The sequence below is a fragment of the Actinoplanes couchii genome (assembly GCF_016862075.1).
GTDB classification, from domain to species: Bacteria; Actinomycetota; Actinomycetes; order Mycobacteriales; family Micromonosporaceae; genus Actinoplanes; species Actinoplanes couchii.
Genome location: NZ_BOMG01000120.1, coordinates 20783 through 38216, shown reverse-complemented (window position 1 = coordinate 38216; position 17434 = coordinate 20783). Strand labels below are relative to the sequence as shown.

The following is a 17434-nucleotide window of genomic DNA, read 5'->3' as shown; positions in this document are numbered from 1 at the left end:
AAGTCCGGGGTGCCCTCTTGCGGGCACCCCGGGATGACACGAGAGGCAAAAGAGTTGTCAAGGACGCTGTGGTGCGCCGCGCTGACGGTGATCGTGGCACTGTCGGCAGGTTGCGACGCCTCCGATCCCGGCCCCCGCACGGACGGATACCAGCTGCCCGCCGGTGAGAGCTGGGCCGAGCAGCGCAAACTGGCCGAATCCATCCTGGCCGGCTACCCCGCGACGGCGAGCCCGTCCCAGGACCTCCGCGGTACGGCCATCGAATCCGCCACCGTCGACCCGGCGGGCACCACCATGGTCGTCACCTTCACCGGCGTCCCCGACCCGGCGGCATCGCCGTGCGGTGCCGACTACGCCGCCGAGGCCGTGGAATCAGCCGAAGCCGTGGTCGTCATCATCCTGGAACAGCGGCATGCTTACGACGAGATCTGCACGGGGCTCGGCATGACCCGGACCGCCACGCTCCACCTGTCCCAGCCGCTGGCCGACCGGGCAGTCCTCGACCTACCGCAATCCCCGCCGATCACGGTCTCGGCCGCACCCTCGCCCAGCTGAACCCGTTGGTAGCCCGCGACCGCCGCATTCGGCCCGGCGGTCGCGGGGCCGGCCCCGACCCCACGCGAACCTGATCCGTCCCGGCGCCAACTACGGCTGGCCCGAGGTAGAAGGCGAGGGCGACACCGACGGCGGCCGCTACACCGACCCCCTGGTCACCTGGCCGGTCCGCGAAGCCTCCCCATCAGGAATGGCCATCGCCGGTGACACCACCTACGTCGCCGCACTGCGCGGCGAGCGCCTGTGGACACTCCCGCTGAACGGCGACACGACCGGCGAACCCGCCGCTCGCCTCAACGAGGAATACGGCCGCCTGCGCACCGTGCAGATCGCCCCGGACGGCGCGTTGTGGCTGACCACGTCCAACATCGCCGGGCGCGGTGACCTCCGCGACGGCGACGACCGGATCCTGCGTTTCCCGGCTCGCTGACCACGTCAGGAGACGGGCACCGGGGTCTCCCTCCGGGTGGGCCGGGCCAGGACGGGCAGGCCCACCATCGACAGTCCGGCCCCGGCGATCATCAACAGCGCCATCGGTACGGCGGTGTCCTCGCCGCCGAGCCCGGCGATCGGGGCGATCGTGCCGGCTGCCGGCCACTGCACAAAACCGAGCATCGCCGAACCGGTGCCGGGATGCTCGGGCGCCTCGGCCGAGGCCAGCGCCCCGCCGTTGGGCTCGATCAGTCCCTGGGCGCAAGGTCTTCCAGCCGATGAGACCGGCCCCAACGACCGGCGCCTGTCGGCCTACCACATCCGGTGGGCCGCCGAGGCCAGCCTGCGCCGGCTACGGACCGACCACATCGACCTGTACCGGATGCGCCACGTCGACCGGGCCACCCCGTGGGAGGAGACCTGGCAGGCGATGGAACAGCTGATCCGCGACGGCAAGATCAGCTACGTGGGCAGCAGCAACTTCGCCGGCTGGGACATGGCCACCGCCCAGGGCATCGCGACCCACCGCAACCTGCTGGGCCTGGTCTCCGAGCATAGCCCTTACCACCTTCCGCTCGTACGATCGAACTGGAGGTCATCCCGTCAGCGCGGAGATGGCCATGCACCGCTCGCCGGCCGATCCGAAACCGGCGTTGACGGCGGCGTCGGCGGCCAGGTCGAGGTCGGCGTCCGGCAGGACCAGCATGTGGTTCTTCGCGCCGCTGTTGCCGGCGGCGATCGCGACGGGGCCGAGGGGCTGCGGGATGGAGAACATGGTCGGGGAGCCTGGCCACCTCCGCGTAGTCGGCCTCGTCATCCACCAGCCGGAAATCGGTACCCCTACGTGCGGTGTCGCGGATCCACTCGCCGGGAAACGTGTGCACATCGCCGGGGGTGGACAGACAACACTGGCGACCAGGACGAGTACGGTGTGCGGCCGGCGGCTTGCTCCGGCCGCACACCGTATCGGATCAGCTGCGGCCGAGCATGTCGGCCGTCAGGATGGTGCCGCCGAGGCCCCAGCCGCCCTCGACGACCTCGTCGACCAGGACCAGCGTGGTGGCGCGGGCGCGCTCGCCATAGACATCGACGTAGGCGTCGGTCACAGCGTCGATGAGCTTCTTCTTCGATTCCGGGGTCAGGGTCTCGGCCGGGACCTTGAGGTTGGCGAATGGCATGGTGTTTCTCCTTGCTCGATGGTGGTTTTCAGAGCGAGGCGTTCAAGGGCAGCAGGCCCTCGATGCCAAGTCGGTGGTAGAACTCGGCCCGGATGCGGTCGGCCACGGCGGAGACGACCTCGCTGCCGTCGCGGCTCGGATCGACGTGAGTCCGGAAGGGGCGACGGTCGTCCGGCAGGTCGATGATGCGAGCGATCTCGTCGGCCACCGACTGCACGTCGGCGTCGGGCGGCACGAGTTCGGGCAGGCGCTTGTCGATCGTGGCGCGGATCTCACCGTAAAGGCTGTCGTAGGCAGCCGCGGTGGCTTCGTCGGCGGGGTGACCGGCGTGCAGGAAGTGGTTGGTGCCGGAGGTGAAAGCACCGGGCACGATGATCGTTGTGCCGATGCCGAAGCGGATCAGCTCGGCGGCGTAGCTCTCGGCCAGCGCGTCCATCGCCGCCTTGGCCGCGAAGTAAGGTGCCAAAAACGGTGGATGGCCTCCGCGGCTGGACGAGCTTCCGACCCAGACCAGCAACCCTGAGCCTTGGCCGCGCAGGACTGGCAGGGCGGCACGGTTGACTCGCTGGGTGCCTACCACGTTGATGTCGTGCACAGCGGTGATCTGCTCGGGCGTGAAGGCTTCGGCGGGGCCGAGCACCATGTGGCCGGCGTTGTGCACCACTACGTCGAGGCGGCTGTGACACTCGACGATCTCGGCGACCGCAGCGTCGGCCGAGGCCTGTGACTGCACGTCCAGCTCCACGGAGGAGAGCAACAGGCTTTCGGTGGTGGCCAGTCTGCGGATCTCCTCCACCGCGGGCGCGTTGCGTTCGCGGGTGGCGCGCATCCCGGCGATGACCACGTGACCGGCTCGGGCCAGGGTGTGGGCGGTCAGTCGGCCGAATCCGCTCGAAGCACCGGTGACCAGGATGACTTTCCGGTCGGCGGCCATCAGATGATGCCACCGTTCGCGCGCACGACCTGACCGTTGACCCATCGTCCGCCCGTGCCTGCGAGGAAGGCAGCGACTTCGGCGATGTCGGCGGGGGTGCCGAGCCGCTCCAGCGGCGGCTGCTTGGCCAGACGCTCGATCGTCTGTTCGTCCTTGCCGTCGAAGAAGAGCTCCGTAGCGGTGGGGCCGGGCGCGACCGCGTTCACCGTGACATCGCGGCCGCGGAGTTCCCGGGCCAGAATCAGTGTCATGGCCTCGACCGCTCCCTTGCTGGCGGCGTACGCGCCGTAGCCGGGAAACTGCAGACCGACCACCGAGGTCGACAGCATGACGATCGCGCCGCCGGACCGGACGCGGCGAGCGGCCTCGCGGGCGATGACGAAGGACCCGCGGATGTTGGTCCGGTGCATGTCGTCGAGCGCGTCGAGATCGAGCTCGGCGATCGGCGAGAGCGCCAGCCGTCCCGCTGAGTTGACAACGACATCGACCCCGCCGAAAGCCTCGTCAGCGGCGTCGAACAACGCCGCCACATCGCGCTCGTCGGCCACATCCGCCTGCGCGGCGACCGCTCGGCCCCCGGCCGCGGTGATCTGGTCGACCACCTCCTTCGCCGCGGTCTCGTTACCGGCATAACCGACGACGACGGCTTGCCCAGCCTTGGCGAGAGTGGTCGCGATGGTGCGGCCGATGCCTCGTGACGCGCCGGTGACGACGGCGACCCGTTGATCTGCCATGACACTCACTTTCCTTGATCTATAGCGCTGCTAGCTTTTTACCGTATCGCTGATAAGACGAAGGTAACACGACGATCGAAGCATCGCTAGCGATGTGACGTAGCATTGATTTCATGCAAGAGCGGAATACAGCTGCCGCCGACGGACGACGTCGCCGCAGCGGTGCCACAGGGCCGGCAAACGACGCCACGGTGCGCGCGGCTCTCGTCGAGGCGGCCCGGCGTCAAATCGCCTCAGCCCGAGGAGGCGACATCTCCACCCGGGCCGTATGCGACGAGGCCGGAGTGACCCAACCCGTCCTCTACCGGCTCTTCGGCGACAAGAACGGCCTGCTCGACGCCGTCGCGGATGATGCCTTCGAGCGCTACGCCCGGCGTAAGCAAGCCCTGGAGATTTCCGACGACCCCGTCAAAGACCTTCACACCGGGTGGCGCGACCACATGTCCTTCGCCGCCGAGAACCCCGCCGTCTACCAGCTGATGTTCGTGCCCCGGCCGCACTCCGCGTCCAACGCCTACCGGCGGATTCTGGAGCTGCTCGAAGCGACACTGCTGCGCTGCGCCGCCGCGGGCGCACTCGCGACCACGCCGCGGCTGGCTGCTCAGCTGATCCTACCGGCCAACATCGGCGTCGCCCTGAGCCACATCGCTCAACCGCACCTGTTCGACGACCCGGCTCTGTCCGACCGCACCCGGGAGGCGATCTTCGCCGCCGTGCTCAACAGGCCGGCGGATCCAGGCCCGTCCAGCCGGACGGAGCCGACACGGACCGCCGCGTGGCAGCTGCGGGCTCAGCTCACACTCACCGGAACCGAAAAGCTCGCGCCGGTCGAGGCGGCATTGCTCGACCATTGGCTCGAACGTCTCGACGAAACCCCCTGACCGCGAAACCTCGACACCGAGGAATCGGCCGTGCATCATCCGGCGACCGTGATGGTCACCTCGCCGGCCTCCAGGCCTCGGAGATGTTGCTCCGTGGCGTCGTAGCGGCCCAGGCGGATGACGTTGTCGCCGAAACCGACGCCGGCGATGTTGTAGTAGAAACCGAGATTGCCCCACGGTACGAAATAGATGAGGTCACCGTCCTCGGGATCGGAACCGGAACTGCCGCTGGTGTCCAGCTTCCGCGGCAGGTAGCCGACCTTCTCGCGGCCGGCGAACTCCTCGAAGCCGATCCGCAGCGGCAACATGCTGAGGAAGTCACGGACCGCCGGGCTGCCGGAGTCGACGTGCGCATCGATCGTGGTGCTTCCTGCGGTGAATCGGATGGTCGTCGTGGTCGCCGGTTCCGTCAGAGTGAGGGTGGGGGTTCCCGACAACCCGGCGGTGCTGGATGTCGTCGCGGGCTCCGGCGGTGTGGTGCAGCCTGTCGAGGCGATGCTGATTTTGCCAGCGAGTATCAGGTTCTGCCTTATTGCGTTATTGATCTTGTCGAGGCATTCGGATCACATTGGAGTGCGCTCGGCAGATTTCGGCAAGGCCGGGTCATCGGTGATGCCGGCCGGCCGGGGGATCCGCTGTTGCCTGGTTCGCTTCGGCGACGTGACGCAGATGCAAGCGTGAGGCGATCGCGAGGTACTGAAACGTCATGGTGGAGGATGCCGGCCCGAGTTCTATCTGGAAGCCATCCTCGTACTGCTGTTGGTTCCGCAGCAGCCACCACCAGGCGGAGTCGCTGCCGAGAAGGTTCCCGTAGCGCTCGTTCATCGAGATCGATACCGATTCTGACGCCCAGTGGCGAAGCGCTGGGCGATGCGATGCATCGAAGGACACCTCGACGGAGTCGTCATCCGGATCCACCTCGACCTGGAGAAACCCCTCTTTGAACCGCAACTGAACCGCTACGAGCCATGACGGATCCTCCGAGAAGGTCACATGCACGATGTCGGCCAGGTCGGTCAAGGCGGCTGGCGCCGTAAACGCAGAGCCGGGTGTCACCCGATCACGATGACACACCTTGATCTCGCTCGCTGACGGAACATCGGTGTCTCTGTGATCGATCGTTGAGTGACAGTATGACGAGGCCAACTACCAGCTGTTGCCGCATCTTGAACAAGTGACGATCGAGGAAATCACTGGGTCTGGTAGTGAGGTTCGTCTGCAGGCAGCGGCTCGGGGAACCAGATCGCAGTGCCCGAGGTGTTCGACCTGGTCGGTGCGAGTGCACTCCCGGTATCGGCGGCTGTTGGCTGATCTTCCGGTTGTTGGTCGGCTGATGGAGTTGTCGTTGACGGTTCGCCGGTTCTTCTGCGGCAAGGCTGTCTGCGGGGCGAAGACGTTCGTCGAGCAGGTTGACGGTCTGACCCGCCGCAGAGCCCGTCGCCGTGAGCCGCTGCGGGAGATGCTGACCTCGATTGGGCTGGCTCTCGCCGGCAGAACGGGAACACGGCTGGCATCGAAGATCGGAATCCGGACGAGTCGCAACAGCCTGTTGCGACTCGTCCGAGCGCTGCCCGATCCTGCTCACGGTCCGGCGGTGATCCTGGGAGTTGATGACTTCGCCATCCGGAGAGGTCAGAACTACGGAACCGTGCTGGTCGAACGAGTCCCAGAGGGTGATCGATCTGCTGCCGGGACGGGACGCCGCACCACTGACCGCATGGCTGCACGATCACGAATCGCCGATGGTCATCTGCCGGGACCGAGCGAGCGCCTACGCTGAGGCCGCGAAGACTGCCGCACCTGATGCGGTGCAGGTCGCGGACCGCTTTCACTTGTGGCAGAACCTCGCCACCGCTATCGATCGCCTCGCGCGACGACACCGAACCTGCCTGACCGAACAGCCCACCGCCGATACCGGCAACGACGCCGAGGCAGTCCCCGAACCGACGGGAACGACGGCGCAACGCCGCCGAAGACACCACGCCCTGGTCCACGAACTGATCGCGCAGGGCGCTGGCTTCCGGCAGATCGCCCGGCACCTGGGCTGGAGCCACAACACCGTCTCCCGCTACGCCCACGCCGCGACCTGGCAGGAACTCATGACCACCCACAAGCGGCGCCCGAGCTTGCTGGACCCGTTTAAGCCCTACCTGACACCCGAATCGACGACGGCTGTCTCAAGGCCAAGCCGCTGCACCGCGAGTCACCGCCCAGGGTATTCGCCGGCGGGTACGGCATCGTCCGAGCCGTCATCGAACAGCACCGCATCCGGCCCGATCGGCCAGTTCCGCATCGGTCATCGGGTAGCGCGCCACGGTGAGTGGGCGATCGGGGCGGGAAAGCCCGCGCGTTCGACCAGTACTGCCGTGCGCTGGCGAGTCACGCCGAGGTACTCGGCGATCTCCGCGGCGGCCGTGACCTCGTTCATCGACGCCGATCGTAGGCCTTGGCGGACCTCTTGGAAGCACATGAGATCCCGGCCGGTAATCCGGCAGAGCCGGTGCCGCGGCCCGTAACGAGGGAGCGCTCTTCTAAGATCGACTGTCGTCTTCGGGAGGAAGGGTCACCTGTGTCGAGGCAAGAGATCACCGAGTTGTTGTACGGGTGCGCCGGCGCGGTGGACGCCCTCGACGTCGAAGTGTGGTTGGGCTGCTTCACGGAGGGCGGCACGGTGCGGGACGCCTCCGGGACCTACGCCGTACGCCGAGATCCTGAGCGGATCGGTGACGGGCTGCCGGTGGACGGGGTTCGGCGGCACTTCCTGTCAGGGGTGATCGTCGAGGTCGACGGAGACGCGGCCGTCAGCCGGTGTTCGTTCCAGATCGTGGTGACCCCGCCGAACGGGCCGAGTGTGATCGCCCGGGTGGGGGAGTACCGCGACCGGCTCCGGCGGGTGGACCGGGACTGGCGGATCGAGGCGCGGGTCGTCGTGGACGACAGCGCGGGGCCGGCGCAGACCGGTGTCGGGGACTTCGCGGAGTCCGCGCTGACCTCGATGGAGCCGACCGTCGTGAAGGGCGGTACCGGGACGTTCAAGGTGACCGTGCCGGCGGGCCCGCTGTGGAACGACAGCCACGCGCAGGAGGTCGGGCCGATGATCGCGGCGGCGCATTTCGGGCGGTTCACCGGGCAGTGGCGCACAATGGTGCCGGGGCTGATGAGCGTCGTGGAGATCGAGGTGACCGCCGAACCGACCGGCACCTCGGAGTTCACCATGGACGTGCCGGCCGGGCCGATCTGGAACCACGACGACGCCAAGCAGAAGTGCCCGGCGATCTGCGCCAGTTACGGCGGTACGTGGAACGGGCACTGGACGACCGTGGTCCCGGGCCGGTTCAGCGTCGCGGGCTGCACTTTCCGGATCTGATCAGGGCCGGGTCAGGACATCCAGCAGACCGACGATCTCCAGAACCCGGCGGACCGGCGACTGGAGGTCGGTGACCCGCAGGCGGACGCCTCGCCGGTTCGCGAGGTCGAGGGCCTCGTCGAGTACCGCGAGGCATGAGGAGTCGCAGAACGTGACGCCGGCCATGTCGATCTCGATCGAAGTGATCTCGTCGCAGGACAGCAGTTCCCGGACGGCGCGGTCGAGATGCGGTGCGGTGGCCAAGTCGATCTCGCCGGCGGCGGTGACCTGCCCGGCTCCGGTGGATGTCCGGTTACTGCTGACGTGCAACGTTTGCTCCGTCCCCCGGACGATGTGACGACCTGATACGTGAAGGCGAGCGTAGCCATCCTCAGGTTCCGGAACGGCCGGGTAGGGGTGTCGACTCGCTTTTCGTTGCCGTATAGCAACTATTCGCCGAGGGTGGTGAGGCGGAACGTCACCCACACCCGCTTGCCGGTTCCTGTCGGGTGCCGGCCGACGTCCTCGGCCAGGCGCTCGGCCAGGACCAGGCCCGGACCCCCGTTCCCGGCCGGTTCGGTGGCGACGGGCGTGCGATGTTCGGTCAGGTCCTCGCAGTTGGCGGAGACAGCAGTGACGCCTTCGACGGTCTTCCGCAACGCACTCAACTCCGAAGCGGCCACCAAGATCCACTCCGCGAGCTCCTCATCGATGACCGGCAGCCGCCGCACATTCCATCCCGTCACGAACGATCATTCCTTTCGCAGGGATGTCTCCAGGGCGCCAGTTCATCCGCCGACCGGACGGGTACAGCGCCGGTGTGGACGCGCCACGCCGGCTTCCCGGTCGAACTACCAGGATGCGGCGTCGACCGTCGCGGAGGTCTTGTGAATGTTTGGTGCCTTGCCTTTCCTGAGTTCCGGCCGGAGCGGCACGATCGTCGCTGTCGATGTCGGCCGGACGATCGCGGGGGATCACCATGGCGCAGTTGTCGGAGTTGCTCGACCAGCAGGGGACCGGGTCCGGGCCATCGCGGCGGTCCCGGTCCTGGGCCGTCATGGGATGTCTGGTCCTGACCGCCGTCGTCGCGATCGCCGCGGCCGTCTGGCACTCGTCGGAAGGCGATTACGTCGACCATCTGTACCGGGTGCATCGCGTCGCCCTGGGGGAGTTGGCCGAGGACTACCGGTCCGGAAAACTGCCCGCCGAACCGGATCTACCGGCCGACCTACGTACGCTGTGCCCGTCGGGATTCGCCTACGCGAACGACACCGTCCTGTTCGTGCAGGTGTGGGAGAACTGGCGGTCCGAGTCGGGGATCGGGCTCGGCTATTTCACCCAACCGCCCACCGGACGTCCGAGAGTCACCACCGCCGACGGGGACTACGGGTACCCGGTGCGGGAAGTGGGCGACGGCTGGTGGTGGGTGGCCTGACCACGTGATCGGGCGCCTCGCCAGGACTCGTCGTCCTCGCCATTGCCACCAGCGGCGATCAGCCCCGATAGTCGTCGATCTTGTCGTGCATCACCCATAGGTCGTCCTGCAGACCGGCGATCCGCTGCCGCAACTGCTCCCGCTACCGGGTCAGGATCTCCAGGCGACGGACGCTGTTATCGGGGGTGCCGGGGCCCATCCGGACGAAGTCGCGCACCTCGGCCACCGGCATGCCGGTCCGTCACAGCGCCTGCACCAGCCGGATGAACGGATCGTGGACGGGCCGTACCGGCGGCGGCCGTCTGAGGTTCGCCACACCAGCGGGATCAGGCCCTCATGGTTTCGTACCAGCGAAAGGCGCCGGGCTGAGCCCGGTCGGCTTGGACACCTCCCTGATGCCCAGGGCGATCGACGTCGTCACCCGGCCACGATCGCCGTTTGGTCAAACCTGCCGTGCCGTCGGAAAGACCCCCGCGCGTGCAGGGACGACTAGAGGTCCGGCAGGTCTTTGATCTTGCAAATAGAAAGTCCCCCGCGCGTGCAGGGACGACACGGTGGCGGCAGCGCTGGCCGAGGCCGGGGAGGAAAGACCCCCGCGCGTGCGGGGACGACCCGTCCAGGACCCGGTTGGGGTGCACGGTGCCGGAAAGACCCCCGCGCGTGCGGGGACGACGTGCGGCGGGCCCCAGCCGCAGTCGCTCACCGCGAAAGACCCCCGCACACGCGGGGGTCTTCCACCCTTGAAGTCCGGGGCGTTGCCGATTACTCAGTCGTCCCCGCTAACGAGCGAGTCCGGGAAACGGTGGTGGGGTCATGAAACGGCGGCTATTTGAAGACTTCTCTCGCCTGCCACCGCCCGAAAACGCCAAATCATCAAACTTAATGGATACTGATGTGGACGTGGTTAGTGTGCCAGCCCGACGGGTCGTCGCCGCCGACGGGGTTGTGGTAGGCGTGCCAGCCTCTGCCGTCGTCGGTCCAGATCATGCGGAACCAGATGACGTAGCGGATGGCGAGCCGGTCGGCGTTGGCGACCGTCCACGCGGCCATCGTGTCGCCACGGAGTTTCTGGGTGCCGGATGCTTCGCCGCCGGCGGTCATCATCCAGTCGCAGGCGCGGCCCTGAGGGTGTTCGCCGTGGTCGTCGACGCGGTAGCAGGACGGCTTCGGGAATCCGGCGGCCGTGGCCTGCTGGACCAGGTGGAGCAGGCGGGGTGTGACACAGCCGGTGCCGGTGGTCGGATCGGGGCGGATGACGCAGCTCTCCTCGGGCCAGGAGCCGTCGGTGTTACGCGGGGCCGGCTCGGCATCGCCGATCATCGCTGGCAGACAGCCGAGTGTCGACCCGCTGGCCGGCGACTGCTGCTGAACTATCGCGACGGCGTCGTCTTCCCATTTGGCGTATGCGTCGGGATACGCCGACCGTTGGACGGCCTGCGCGGCCTCGGTCAGCGGCATGCCCTGCCAACCGGCGACCGTGGCGAGCCGGTCGTAGAACTTGCCCGCGGCATAAGCAGGGTCGTGCAGCTGGGCGGGTGTGCCCCAGCCCTGGCTGGGGCGTTGCTGGAACAGGCCGACGGAGTCGCGGTCACCGCCGGTGAGGTTGCGCAGCCCGGACTCCTGCATCGCGGTGGCGAGGGCGATCACCCAACCCCGGGCCGGCACCCCGCGTTGCGTGCCGACGGCGATGATCGTGCGGGCGTTGGCCAGCTGGTCGCTGTCCCACCCGCTGACCCCGGCCCGCTCACTGCCGGAGGCCGCCGACGCGAGCGGCACGACACACCCGGCACCGCCGCCGGACAGCAGGGCCGTACCGGCTACGGCGGTGAGGACGAGGACCCCGGTGAGTCCGGCGACCACCCCGATGATCATTTTGTGCACGACCTGGCTCCTTCCTGATCGGGACACGAAAAAGGGCTCTGGTGTGCCGCCCGGGGGAGGGGAGGCACACCAGAGCGGAGGGGGTTATCGGCTGTTTTTCAACTTCAAGATCAGCTGGTCGTACGCTCGTGGCACGGCCGGCAGTGAACGGCGTGCCCGGGTGGCTGGCACCGCCACCGCAGTCGGCGCGCACCGATTAGGTTCTCGCGCCGAGCCCGTCGGTATGTGGGAAGACCGACCCACGAGAGGCTGGAATGATGCGCACAGTGACCTTCGGCATGAACGTCACCCTGGACGGCTACATCGCCGCGCCCGGCGACGACCTCGGCTGGAGTGGGGGTGACGGACCGGACTCGTCGCCCGGCGACGAGCTGTTTCAGTGGTGGTCCGATCGGGTGGCGGCGACGGACCTGGCGCTGTACGGGCGCAAGGTGTGGGAGGGGATGAGCTCCCACTGGCCTACCGCCGACCGGAGGCCCGGCGCCACGACGGCGGAGATCGAGTACGCCCGCCGCTGGCGGGACATGCCCAAGGTGGTGTTCTCCTCGACCGTCGACACGGTCGACGGGAACACGCGCCTGGTCGCCGGGGACGCGGTCCCTGAGATCACCCGGCTCAAGACCGAGGGCACCGGCCGGATGGACATCGTCGGCGCGACGCTCGCCGGTGCGGCGATGCGTGCCGGGCTGATCGACGAGTACCTGCTGGTCACTCACCCGGTCCTGGTGGGCGGGGGAACGCCGTTCTTCACCGTGCTGGACAGCTGGGTGAAGCTGACCCTGGTGGAGACCCGGACGTTTCCGGGTGGGGTGCTGCTGACCCGGTACGAGACAAGGCGATGATCACAGCGTCTCCGGCAGGCCGAGCCACGGTTTGCCGGTGGCGTCGAACCCGGTGAGCTCGGCGATCTTCCCGTCGACGATGTTCAGGACCGCGATGGCGGACAGCCGGTGGTTCGGGTCGCCGGGGGTACGCAGGTAGAGCGCGGCGGCCGGCGTGTGGTTGACCATCGTGGTGACACCGCGCCAGTCGTCGTGGCCGGGCTGGAAGAGCCCGCCGGAGACCCAGCCGTCCACGGCGTCCCGGGCCGTGACGCTCGAGGTGCCTGCCTCGGGCAGCATCACGAAGTGCAGGTCGTCGCGCAGCAGGGAGGTCAGCTTGTGGAGATCGTTGCGTTCGTGGGCGTCGATGTACGACTGCACCACGGCGCGTTCGCCGGGCGACAACTCGTGGGCGGCGGGGCTGCGCCAGTCGAGGCGGCGCCCGGGTAACTGCCCGCGCATCGTCACGCGGGCCCGCTGTAGCGCGCTGGTCACCGACGCGACGCTCAGTTCGAGGGCGCCGGCGGCCTTGGTTGCCGGCCAGCCGAGGACGTCACGCAGGATGAACACCGCCCGCTGCCGTGGCGGCAGGTGCTGGACCGCGACGATGAACGCCAGCTCGATCGTCTCCCGTGCCACCACCGACTCCTCCGGCAGCATGTGGTCGGGGTACGGCTGCAGGTACAGCACTTCGGAGCCGAACTCCGTCAGTCCGGACGGTACGGGGGTGCGGTCGTTGCGTTTCTCCAGGAAGTCGAGGCAGGCGTTCGTCGCGATCCGGTACAGCCAGGTTCGCAGCGCCGCGTGCCCCTGGAACGTCTCCCGCTTGTTCCATGCCCGAAGGAACGTCTCCTGCGTCAGGTCCTGGGCGTCCTCGTAGTTCGCGAGCATCCGATAGCAGTGCACCTGCAGCTCACGCCGGTGGCGCTCGGTCATTCGTGCGAACCGCGCCGGGTCGCCGGAACGGACCGCCGCGAGGAATGTGGTGTCGTCGGCGCCCAGCGGCCCAGCGTCGGTCACGTCGGTAATCCTTCCACCGGTGCGAAAAGCTAACAGAACTGACGACGCGGCGGATGATTTCTCATCGGCGGGTCCACGGAAAGCCGCCCCTCAGCTAGGAGTCGATGACGTTGAGGACGTCGGCGGCGTCGGTGACCAGTAGGACGCGCGGGTCGCGCAGCATGCGGTGGCAGGCCACTGACAGGGCTGAGGTGACCGGTCCGGGTACGGCCATCGCGGCGCGTCCGAGGGTCATGGCGGTGGTCAGGGTGGTGACGCTGAGGCTGCGCGGGGCGGCTTCGACCAGCACCGTGCCGATGGTGAGCGCTGCCAGCAGACGCTGGCGTGCCTGGAATCGGGGCCGGGTCGGGTCGGTGCCGGGCGGTGCTTCGGTGAGCAGCAGCCCGTGCTGGGCGATTCGGTCGAAGAGTGCGTTGTGGCCGGCGGGGTACCAGCGGTCGATGCCGCCGGCCAGGACGGCGACCGTCACCGTATCGTCGGCCAGGGCGGCGCGGTGGGCGGCGGCGTCGATCCCGAATCCGCCGCCGGCGACGACGGTCCAGCCGTTGCGGGCGCAGCCGGAGGCTATGTCGGTGGCGACGGTGACGCCGTAGGCGGTGGCGGCGCGTGCGCCGGTGATGGTGACCGCTCGGGTCAGGGCGGTCGGTAGGTCGGCGGTGCCGTGGGCCCAGAGCGCGAGCGGCGGCACGAAGTCGTGTTCCGGGGTGTCGGCGGCCAGGTCGAGGGTGTGCGGCCAGCCGGGTTCGCCGGGGATCAGCAGCCGGTCGTCGGTGCGGCGCAGCGCGATCCGGGCGCGGCGGGCCGCCGGGGTTTCCGTCCAATCGGAACGGTTGCCGTTCAGTAACCGGTAGGCGGCGATGGGGCCTTCGCTGTCGACCAGGTGGTGGGTGCGCGGGTCGCCGGGACCGGTGAGGTAGGTCAGGGCGACTCGGGCGAGTCGTTCGTTGGTGGTCACAGGGGGTTCCTTCCGGGAATCAAAGGGGGAGTCCCGGGCACGGCCATGCAGGCCGTGCCCGGGGTGCGCGGGTTCGCGCGGTGGCCGGGCGACGGCCAGAAGGTCGAGGAACGTGGGGGAGCGGTGGCTAGTTGGGCCGGTAGCGTTCCGGGTTGTCGCCGATCAGGACGGCGTCACCGCGGGCGGTGAGGCGGCGCAGGGCGGCCAGGATGGCAGCCGGGGTGTGGCCGGGCAGGTGGACGGCGGCGCGGCCGGCGGTCCAGCCGGTGATACCGGCGAAGCCGGGCAGCGGCTGGGTGCGCATCATCCGGCCGATCGCGTCGTCGAGGTTCGCGCCGCTGTCGACGGTGGGCCGGTCGCGGTTCGGCCGGCACCGGATGCAGTAGGACGGGGTCTTCTGTCCGCAGCCGTCACACACGGCCGGCATCCGGTCCTGGCAGCTGCGGCACACCTTGGGCCGGCCGGCAGCGCTGCGGCCTTGCGGCGGGTACGGCGGGTTGATGTCCACGAGGTAGGTCCTCCTTGTCGATGAGTTCAGTCGGCCAGGGCCGCGCGGTCGGCGGCGCTGAGGTCGGCCGGGGTCCGGTTCTCCCAGCCGGGGGAGTCCCACCAGTGCCACCAGCGCAGCAGCGATCGGCAGGCGGCGTCCTGGGTGTCAGCCGGCGGCAGTTGGTGGACCAGGTGCCCGGCGCCGGCCAGGTGGTGGGGGTCGGTGAACGCGGTGACCTGCCAGCCCTGCTGGCTGTGCCAGATGCTGCCGACCAGCGACCGGGTCCGGGACGGGATCGCGAAGGCGTCGGCGGCGACCCGGTCCGGGCAGACCCACCAGGCCAGCCGGGATTCGTCGGTGGTCAGTTCGGCCATCCCGCAGCGGGGCTCGTACGGGCGCAGCAGCAGATGCTGGCGGCGCGCTTCGAGGGTGATCGGCCGGTGCCGGCGCCACATCGCGTACAGGGTGAGCAGGTGTTCCCGGCTGCGGTCGAACCGGTCCAGGCGTATCGCCAGGCCGGTCAGGGCGGCGGGCAGGTTGTCGTGTTGCACGGTTGCCCGTTCCAGGACGGTGGTCAGGTGCCGGCCGCCGGCGACGGCGAGGTCACCGAAGATGGTGGCCAGGTCCCGGGCGTCGGTGTCGAAGGTGACGGCGGCCCGGCCGAGTGCGGCGGCGATCTGGGTGACGGGGTCGTCGTCGGTGGGGGTTTCGCGCAGCCACAGTGGTTCGGGTAGTGCGTCGTTGGTGGCCGCGGCGATGGCGACCAGCGAGGGATCGTACGACAACGGGTTTCTCCTGTTCGTGAAGCCCGGGCGACCGGGGCGTGGAACGGCGAACAGCCGACCGCGGGTGCGGTCGGCTGTTCGAGGTGATGGTGGTTCAGTGGAGCCGGACGGCCATCACCTGGTGGTGTTTCGGCAGGCTGTCCAGGTAGGAACCGGCTTCGGCGTAGAACCGCAGCCGGTCGGCCAGCGATGCCGACCGCGGCTCGATCAGCCGTCGTCCGCAGGTGACGACCATGTCGCCGAAGGCCGCCCGCCGCCAGTGCAGCGCGGCGTAGGTCGTCTGCCCGGCCTGGTAGGCGTCCAGCTCGTCCAGGTCGAGGACGACCTGGGCCCGCGGGTGGGTGTTGTAGGCCATGATGGCCAGCACCCGCGGCTGAGCCTCGAACCGGCGCCGCAACTGCGCGACGTCGACCGTGACCGGCTTACCGGACCGGCCGCGCTTGGCCGCGCGGGCTGTCTGTTCGGCGTGGGTCAGCATCTCCGCCCACGGCCGTGCCGGCGCAGTACCCCGCACCACCAGCTGCCACATGTTCCACCGCGTGAGGGCGGCCGCATTGGCAGCCTTGATCGCGGTGGTCGCGTCCAGGCGGCTGCGGCGGCCTCCCGCGGCTTGTACGACCGCACCGCAACGGCGGGTGGCGCCGATCAGGTGGCGGGCCGACCAGCGGGTGAACCAGCCGATGATGCGGCGCCGCCGGACCGGGAACATGGTGTCCGGTGAACCGGACGGTAGGTGGAGGTCCTCGAGGATCTCCGAGGCACTGAACCAGTCGAGTAGTTGGTCGTCCGGTGAGCAGACGATGACGGTACGCACGGTGGACATGCGGGTGCTCCTTACGCAGCACGGGCAGGGTGTTGCCACCGAAGCCGTCGCGGGGCGGACACCAGCCGACCGAAGAGGTGGGCATGTGGTGTCGCAGAGAGGCGACGGGACAGGGGGTGCGGCAACAAAAAAGGATGTGCCCGCACGCTAACCACCCGACCTGACAGATCCCCGTGCCGAGCAGTCACGTCAGAGGGTCGTGACCAGCGCTGACAGGTCCTGCCAGGTCCAGGTGGCCGTCGACGAAGTTGGGATTGCCCGCCACCGGCCGGCCGTGGTCGCTGGGCAGGTCGGCCAGGTGCAGCCGCTGCCGGCCGTCGGCGAGCAGCCACACCGCCCCGGCCGGGTCGCTGCCGTGCACGGCGGTGGCCACCGGTATTCCCGGCCGGTAGCGGCGTAGTTCCTGCTGCAGGTTGGCCTCGCGGACCGGCCCGGGCAGCCAGAACAGCACCGGGTACGCCGGGCCGTCGCGGTGGGCCAGGTCCTCGTAGGCCTGCAGTTTGCCGATCAGGCGGGGCAGGGACTCGGTGCCCATGTCGCATTCCAGGAACCAGCCGGCGAGGCGGTCGTGGTGCTGCCACAGGCCGTGGGCGTCCGGGCGGATGCCCCGGAACCGGGCGGTCGCGGTACGTTCGGACCACCACCGCACCAGCCGCGCCTGCGGGTCGGTGCGGGCGTGATGGAACAGTTGGACCCCGAACTCGTTGGTGGCCGTCAGATGTTGCAGGTTGACGTAGCTGCTCAACCGCAGCAGCTGGTCACGGTGGGCGTGTTCGCTGGGCATCGGCCGGCCCTGCCCGCCGGCGACGAACCGGGCACCGTACAGGCCCAGCGCCCAGTGCCAGGGGTACGAGCCGCCGCCGACGCGGGCGTACCGGAATCGTTGCAGCAGCCCGAGTCGCATCAGGTGCAGCAGCCGGGTCTGGCAGGTGCGTGTCGCGGTGAAGTACAGGCGGCTGATCTGGTCGCTGGTCAGTGCCCGGTGTTCGTCCAGCATGCCGAGCATCGCCTGGTCTCGTGGGGTCAGGTGGGCGTAGAACTCGAGAATCTGTTGCAGCCATGGAGGCATGAGGTCGTCCCCTCAGAGAAGGATCTCCCCGGACAGGGGAGTCCGGCTGTCCGGCCGAAACCGGTAAAACCCTGTTCCCGCGGGTCAGCGGCCTG

The 17434-nt window shown here is 68.9% G+C and carries 22 protein-coding genes and 3 pseudogenes; 9 read left to right on the top strand and 16 right to left on the bottom strand.

Annotation, left to right across the window (positions count from 1 at the left end):
* The first annotated feature begins 54 nt into the window (after positions 1-54).
* Both Aco03nite_RS47595 and Aco03nite_RS47590 read left to right on the top strand, forming a co-directional pair.
* Positions 55-555: a hypothetical protein gene (locus Aco03nite_RS47595; protein WP_203808893.1), complete on the top strand. Its 501-nt coding sequence runs from the start codon at positions 55-57 to the stop codon at positions 553-555.
* Between the two features lie 70 nt (positions 556-625).
* A complete protein-coding gene (locus Aco03nite_RS47590) occupies positions 626-985 on the top strand; it encodes a PQQ-dependent sugar dehydrogenase (RefSeq protein ID WP_203808930.1) in 360 nt (119 codons plus the stop codon).
* 5 nt (positions 986-990) lie between these two features.
* On the opposite strand, the gene Aco03nite_RS53795 is transcribed toward Aco03nite_RS47590, so the two are convergent.
* Positions 991-1281, bottom strand: coding sequence for a hypothetical protein (locus Aco03nite_RS53795; protein WP_239146022.1), 291 nt, complete (start codon positions 1279-1281; stop codon positions 991-993).
* On the opposite strand from Aco03nite_RS53795, the pseudogene Aco03nite_RS54610 reads away from it, so the two are divergent.
* A pseudogene (locus Aco03nite_RS54610) lies at positions 1277-1596 on the top strand (aldo/keto reductase); the annotation flags it as partial. The gene Aco03nite_RS53795 and the pseudogene Aco03nite_RS54610 sit on opposite strands and share 5 nt — an antisense overlap.
* Here the strand turns inward: Aco03nite_RS54610 and Aco03nite_RS47580 are convergent.
* The 4 genes and pseudogenes from Aco03nite_RS47580 to Aco03nite_RS47565 all read right to left on the bottom strand — a co-directional run.
* Positions 1592-1708 (bottom strand): annotated as a pseudogene (locus Aco03nite_RS47580) (aldehyde dehydrogenase family protein); the annotation flags it as partial. The pseudogenes Aco03nite_RS54610 and Aco03nite_RS47580 overlap by 5 nt on opposite strands.
* A gap of 250 nt (positions 1709-1958) precedes the next feature.
* Positions 1959-2165: a tautomerase family protein gene (locus Aco03nite_RS47575; RefSeq protein WP_203808891.1), complete on the bottom strand. Its 207-nt coding sequence runs from the start codon at positions 2163-2165 to the stop codon at positions 1959-1961.
* A 28-nt stretch (positions 2166-2193) separates the two neighbouring features.
* The gene (locus Aco03nite_RS47570; protein ID WP_203808889.1) at positions 2194-3099 is read right to left on the bottom strand and encodes an SDR family NAD(P)-dependent oxidoreductase; all 906 of its coding nucleotides are present in this window, start codon (positions 3097-3099) and stop codon (positions 2194-2196) included.
* On the bottom strand, positions 3099-3833 hold the full coding sequence (locus Aco03nite_RS47565) for an SDR family oxidoreductase (RefSeq protein ID WP_203808887.1): 735 nt from the start codon (positions 3831-3833) through the stop codon (positions 3099-3101). Before Aco03nite_RS47565 ends, Aco03nite_RS47570 begins: the two co-directional genes overlap by 1 nt.
* A gap of 191 nt (positions 3834-4024) precedes the next feature.
* Between Aco03nite_RS47565 and Aco03nite_RS47560 the strand changes: the two genes are divergently transcribed.
* A complete protein-coding gene (locus Aco03nite_RS47560) occupies positions 4025-4714 on the top strand; it encodes a TetR/AcrR family transcriptional regulator (protein WP_239146021.1) in 690 nt (229 codons plus the stop codon).
* 35 nt (positions 4715-4749) lie between these two features.
* Here the strand turns inward: Aco03nite_RS47560 and Aco03nite_RS47555 are convergent, their stop codons facing one another.
* The gene (locus Aco03nite_RS47555) at positions 4750-5151 is read right to left on the bottom strand and encodes a cyclophilin-like fold protein (RefSeq protein WP_203808883.1); all 402 of its coding nucleotides are present in this window, start codon (positions 5149-5151) and stop codon (positions 4750-4752) included.
* A gap of 166 nt (positions 5152-5317) precedes the next feature.
* Positions 5318-5770: a DUF6334 family protein gene (locus Aco03nite_RS47550; protein WP_203808881.1), complete on the bottom strand. Its 453-nt coding sequence runs from the start codon at positions 5768-5770 to the stop codon at positions 5318-5320.
* A gap of 118 nt (positions 5771-5888) precedes the next feature.
* On the opposite strand from Aco03nite_RS47550, the pseudogene Aco03nite_RS54945 reads away from it, so the two are divergent.
* From Aco03nite_RS54945 to Aco03nite_RS47535, 3 genes and pseudogenes are all read left to right on the top strand, one after another.
* Positions 5889-6071, top strand: a pseudogene (locus tag Aco03nite_RS54945) (transposase family protein); the annotation flags it as partial.
* Positions 6072-6324: 253 nt separating this feature from the next.
* Positions 6325-7230, top strand: a complete 906-nt coding sequence (locus tag Aco03nite_RS47540) for a transposase (protein ID WP_344316680.1) — start codon at positions 6325-6327, stop codon at positions 7228-7230.
* Positions 7231-7283: 53 nt separating this feature from the next.
* Positions 7284-8081: a mannan-binding protein gene (locus Aco03nite_RS47535; protein WP_203808875.1), complete on the top strand. Its 798-nt coding sequence runs from the start codon at positions 7284-7286 to the stop codon at positions 8079-8081.
* On the opposite strand, the gene Aco03nite_RS47530 is transcribed toward Aco03nite_RS47535, so the two are convergent.
* Both Aco03nite_RS47530 and Aco03nite_RS47525 read right to left on the bottom strand, forming a co-directional pair.
* Complete coding sequence (locus Aco03nite_RS47530; protein WP_203808873.1) at positions 8082-8390, bottom strand: STAS domain-containing protein; 309 nt, start codon at positions 8388-8390, stop codon at positions 8082-8084.
* Positions 8391-8509: 119 nt separating this feature from the next.
* Positions 8510-8806 carry an ATP-binding protein gene (locus tag Aco03nite_RS47525; RefSeq protein ID WP_239146020.1) on the bottom strand — a complete coding sequence of 99 codons (297 nt, stop codon included), beginning with the start codon at positions 8804-8806 and terminating at the stop codon, positions 8510-8512.
* Positions 8807-9009: 203 nt separating this feature from the next.
* On the opposite strand from Aco03nite_RS47525, the gene Aco03nite_RS47520 reads away from it, so the two are divergent.
* Positions 9010-9495 (top strand): hypothetical protein, encoded by a 486-nt coding sequence (locus tag Aco03nite_RS47520; RefSeq protein ID WP_203808871.1) that lies wholly within the window; start codon positions 9010-9012, stop codon positions 9493-9495.
* Positions 9496-10374: 879 nt separating this feature from the next.
* On the opposite strand, the gene Aco03nite_RS53785 is transcribed toward Aco03nite_RS47520, so the two are convergent.
* Positions 10375-11367, bottom strand: coding sequence for a VldE C-terminal domain-containing protein (locus tag Aco03nite_RS53785; RefSeq protein ID WP_239146025.1), 993 nt, complete (start codon positions 11365-11367; stop codon positions 10375-10377).
* A gap of 266 nt (positions 11368-11633) precedes the next feature.
* On the opposite strand from Aco03nite_RS53785, the gene Aco03nite_RS47510 reads away from it, so the two are divergent.
* On the top strand, positions 11634-12218 hold the full coding sequence (locus Aco03nite_RS47510) for a dihydrofolate reductase family protein (RefSeq protein ID WP_203808868.1): 585 nt from the start codon (positions 11634-11636) through the stop codon (positions 12216-12218).
* Here Aco03nite_RS47510 and Aco03nite_RS47505 read toward each other — a convergent pair whose 3' ends face one another.
* The 6 genes from Aco03nite_RS47505 to Aco03nite_RS47480 form a co-directional block, all read right to left on the bottom strand.
* Positions 12219-13217, bottom strand: coding sequence for an RNA polymerase subunit sigma-70 (locus Aco03nite_RS47505; protein WP_203808866.1), 999 nt, complete (start codon positions 13215-13217; stop codon positions 12219-12221).
* Positions 13218-13311: 94 nt separating this feature from the next.
* Complete coding sequence (locus tag Aco03nite_RS47500) at positions 13312-14172, bottom strand: DNA-processing protein DprA (RefSeq protein WP_203808864.1); 861 nt, start codon at positions 14170-14172, stop codon at positions 13312-13314.
* Between the two features lie 127 nt (positions 14173-14299).
* Positions 14300-14680, bottom strand: coding sequence for a hypothetical protein (locus Aco03nite_RS47495; protein WP_203808862.1), 381 nt, complete (start codon positions 14678-14680; stop codon positions 14300-14302).
* Positions 14681-14706: 26 nt separating this feature from the next.
* Entirely contained in the window at positions 14707-15447 is a 741-nt protein-coding gene (locus Aco03nite_RS47490) for a hypothetical protein (protein WP_203808860.1), read from the bottom strand.
* A gap of 94 nt (positions 15448-15541) precedes the next feature.
* Positions 15542-16270, bottom strand: coding sequence for a hypothetical protein (locus Aco03nite_RS47485; protein ID WP_203808858.1), 729 nt, complete (start codon positions 16268-16270; stop codon positions 15542-15544).
* Between the two features lie 184 nt (positions 16271-16454).
* Positions 16455-17339, bottom strand: a complete 885-nt coding sequence (locus Aco03nite_RS47480; protein WP_203808856.1) for a replication-relaxation family protein — start codon at positions 17337-17339, stop codon at positions 16455-16457.
* Positions 17340-17434: the final 95 nt, after the last annotated feature.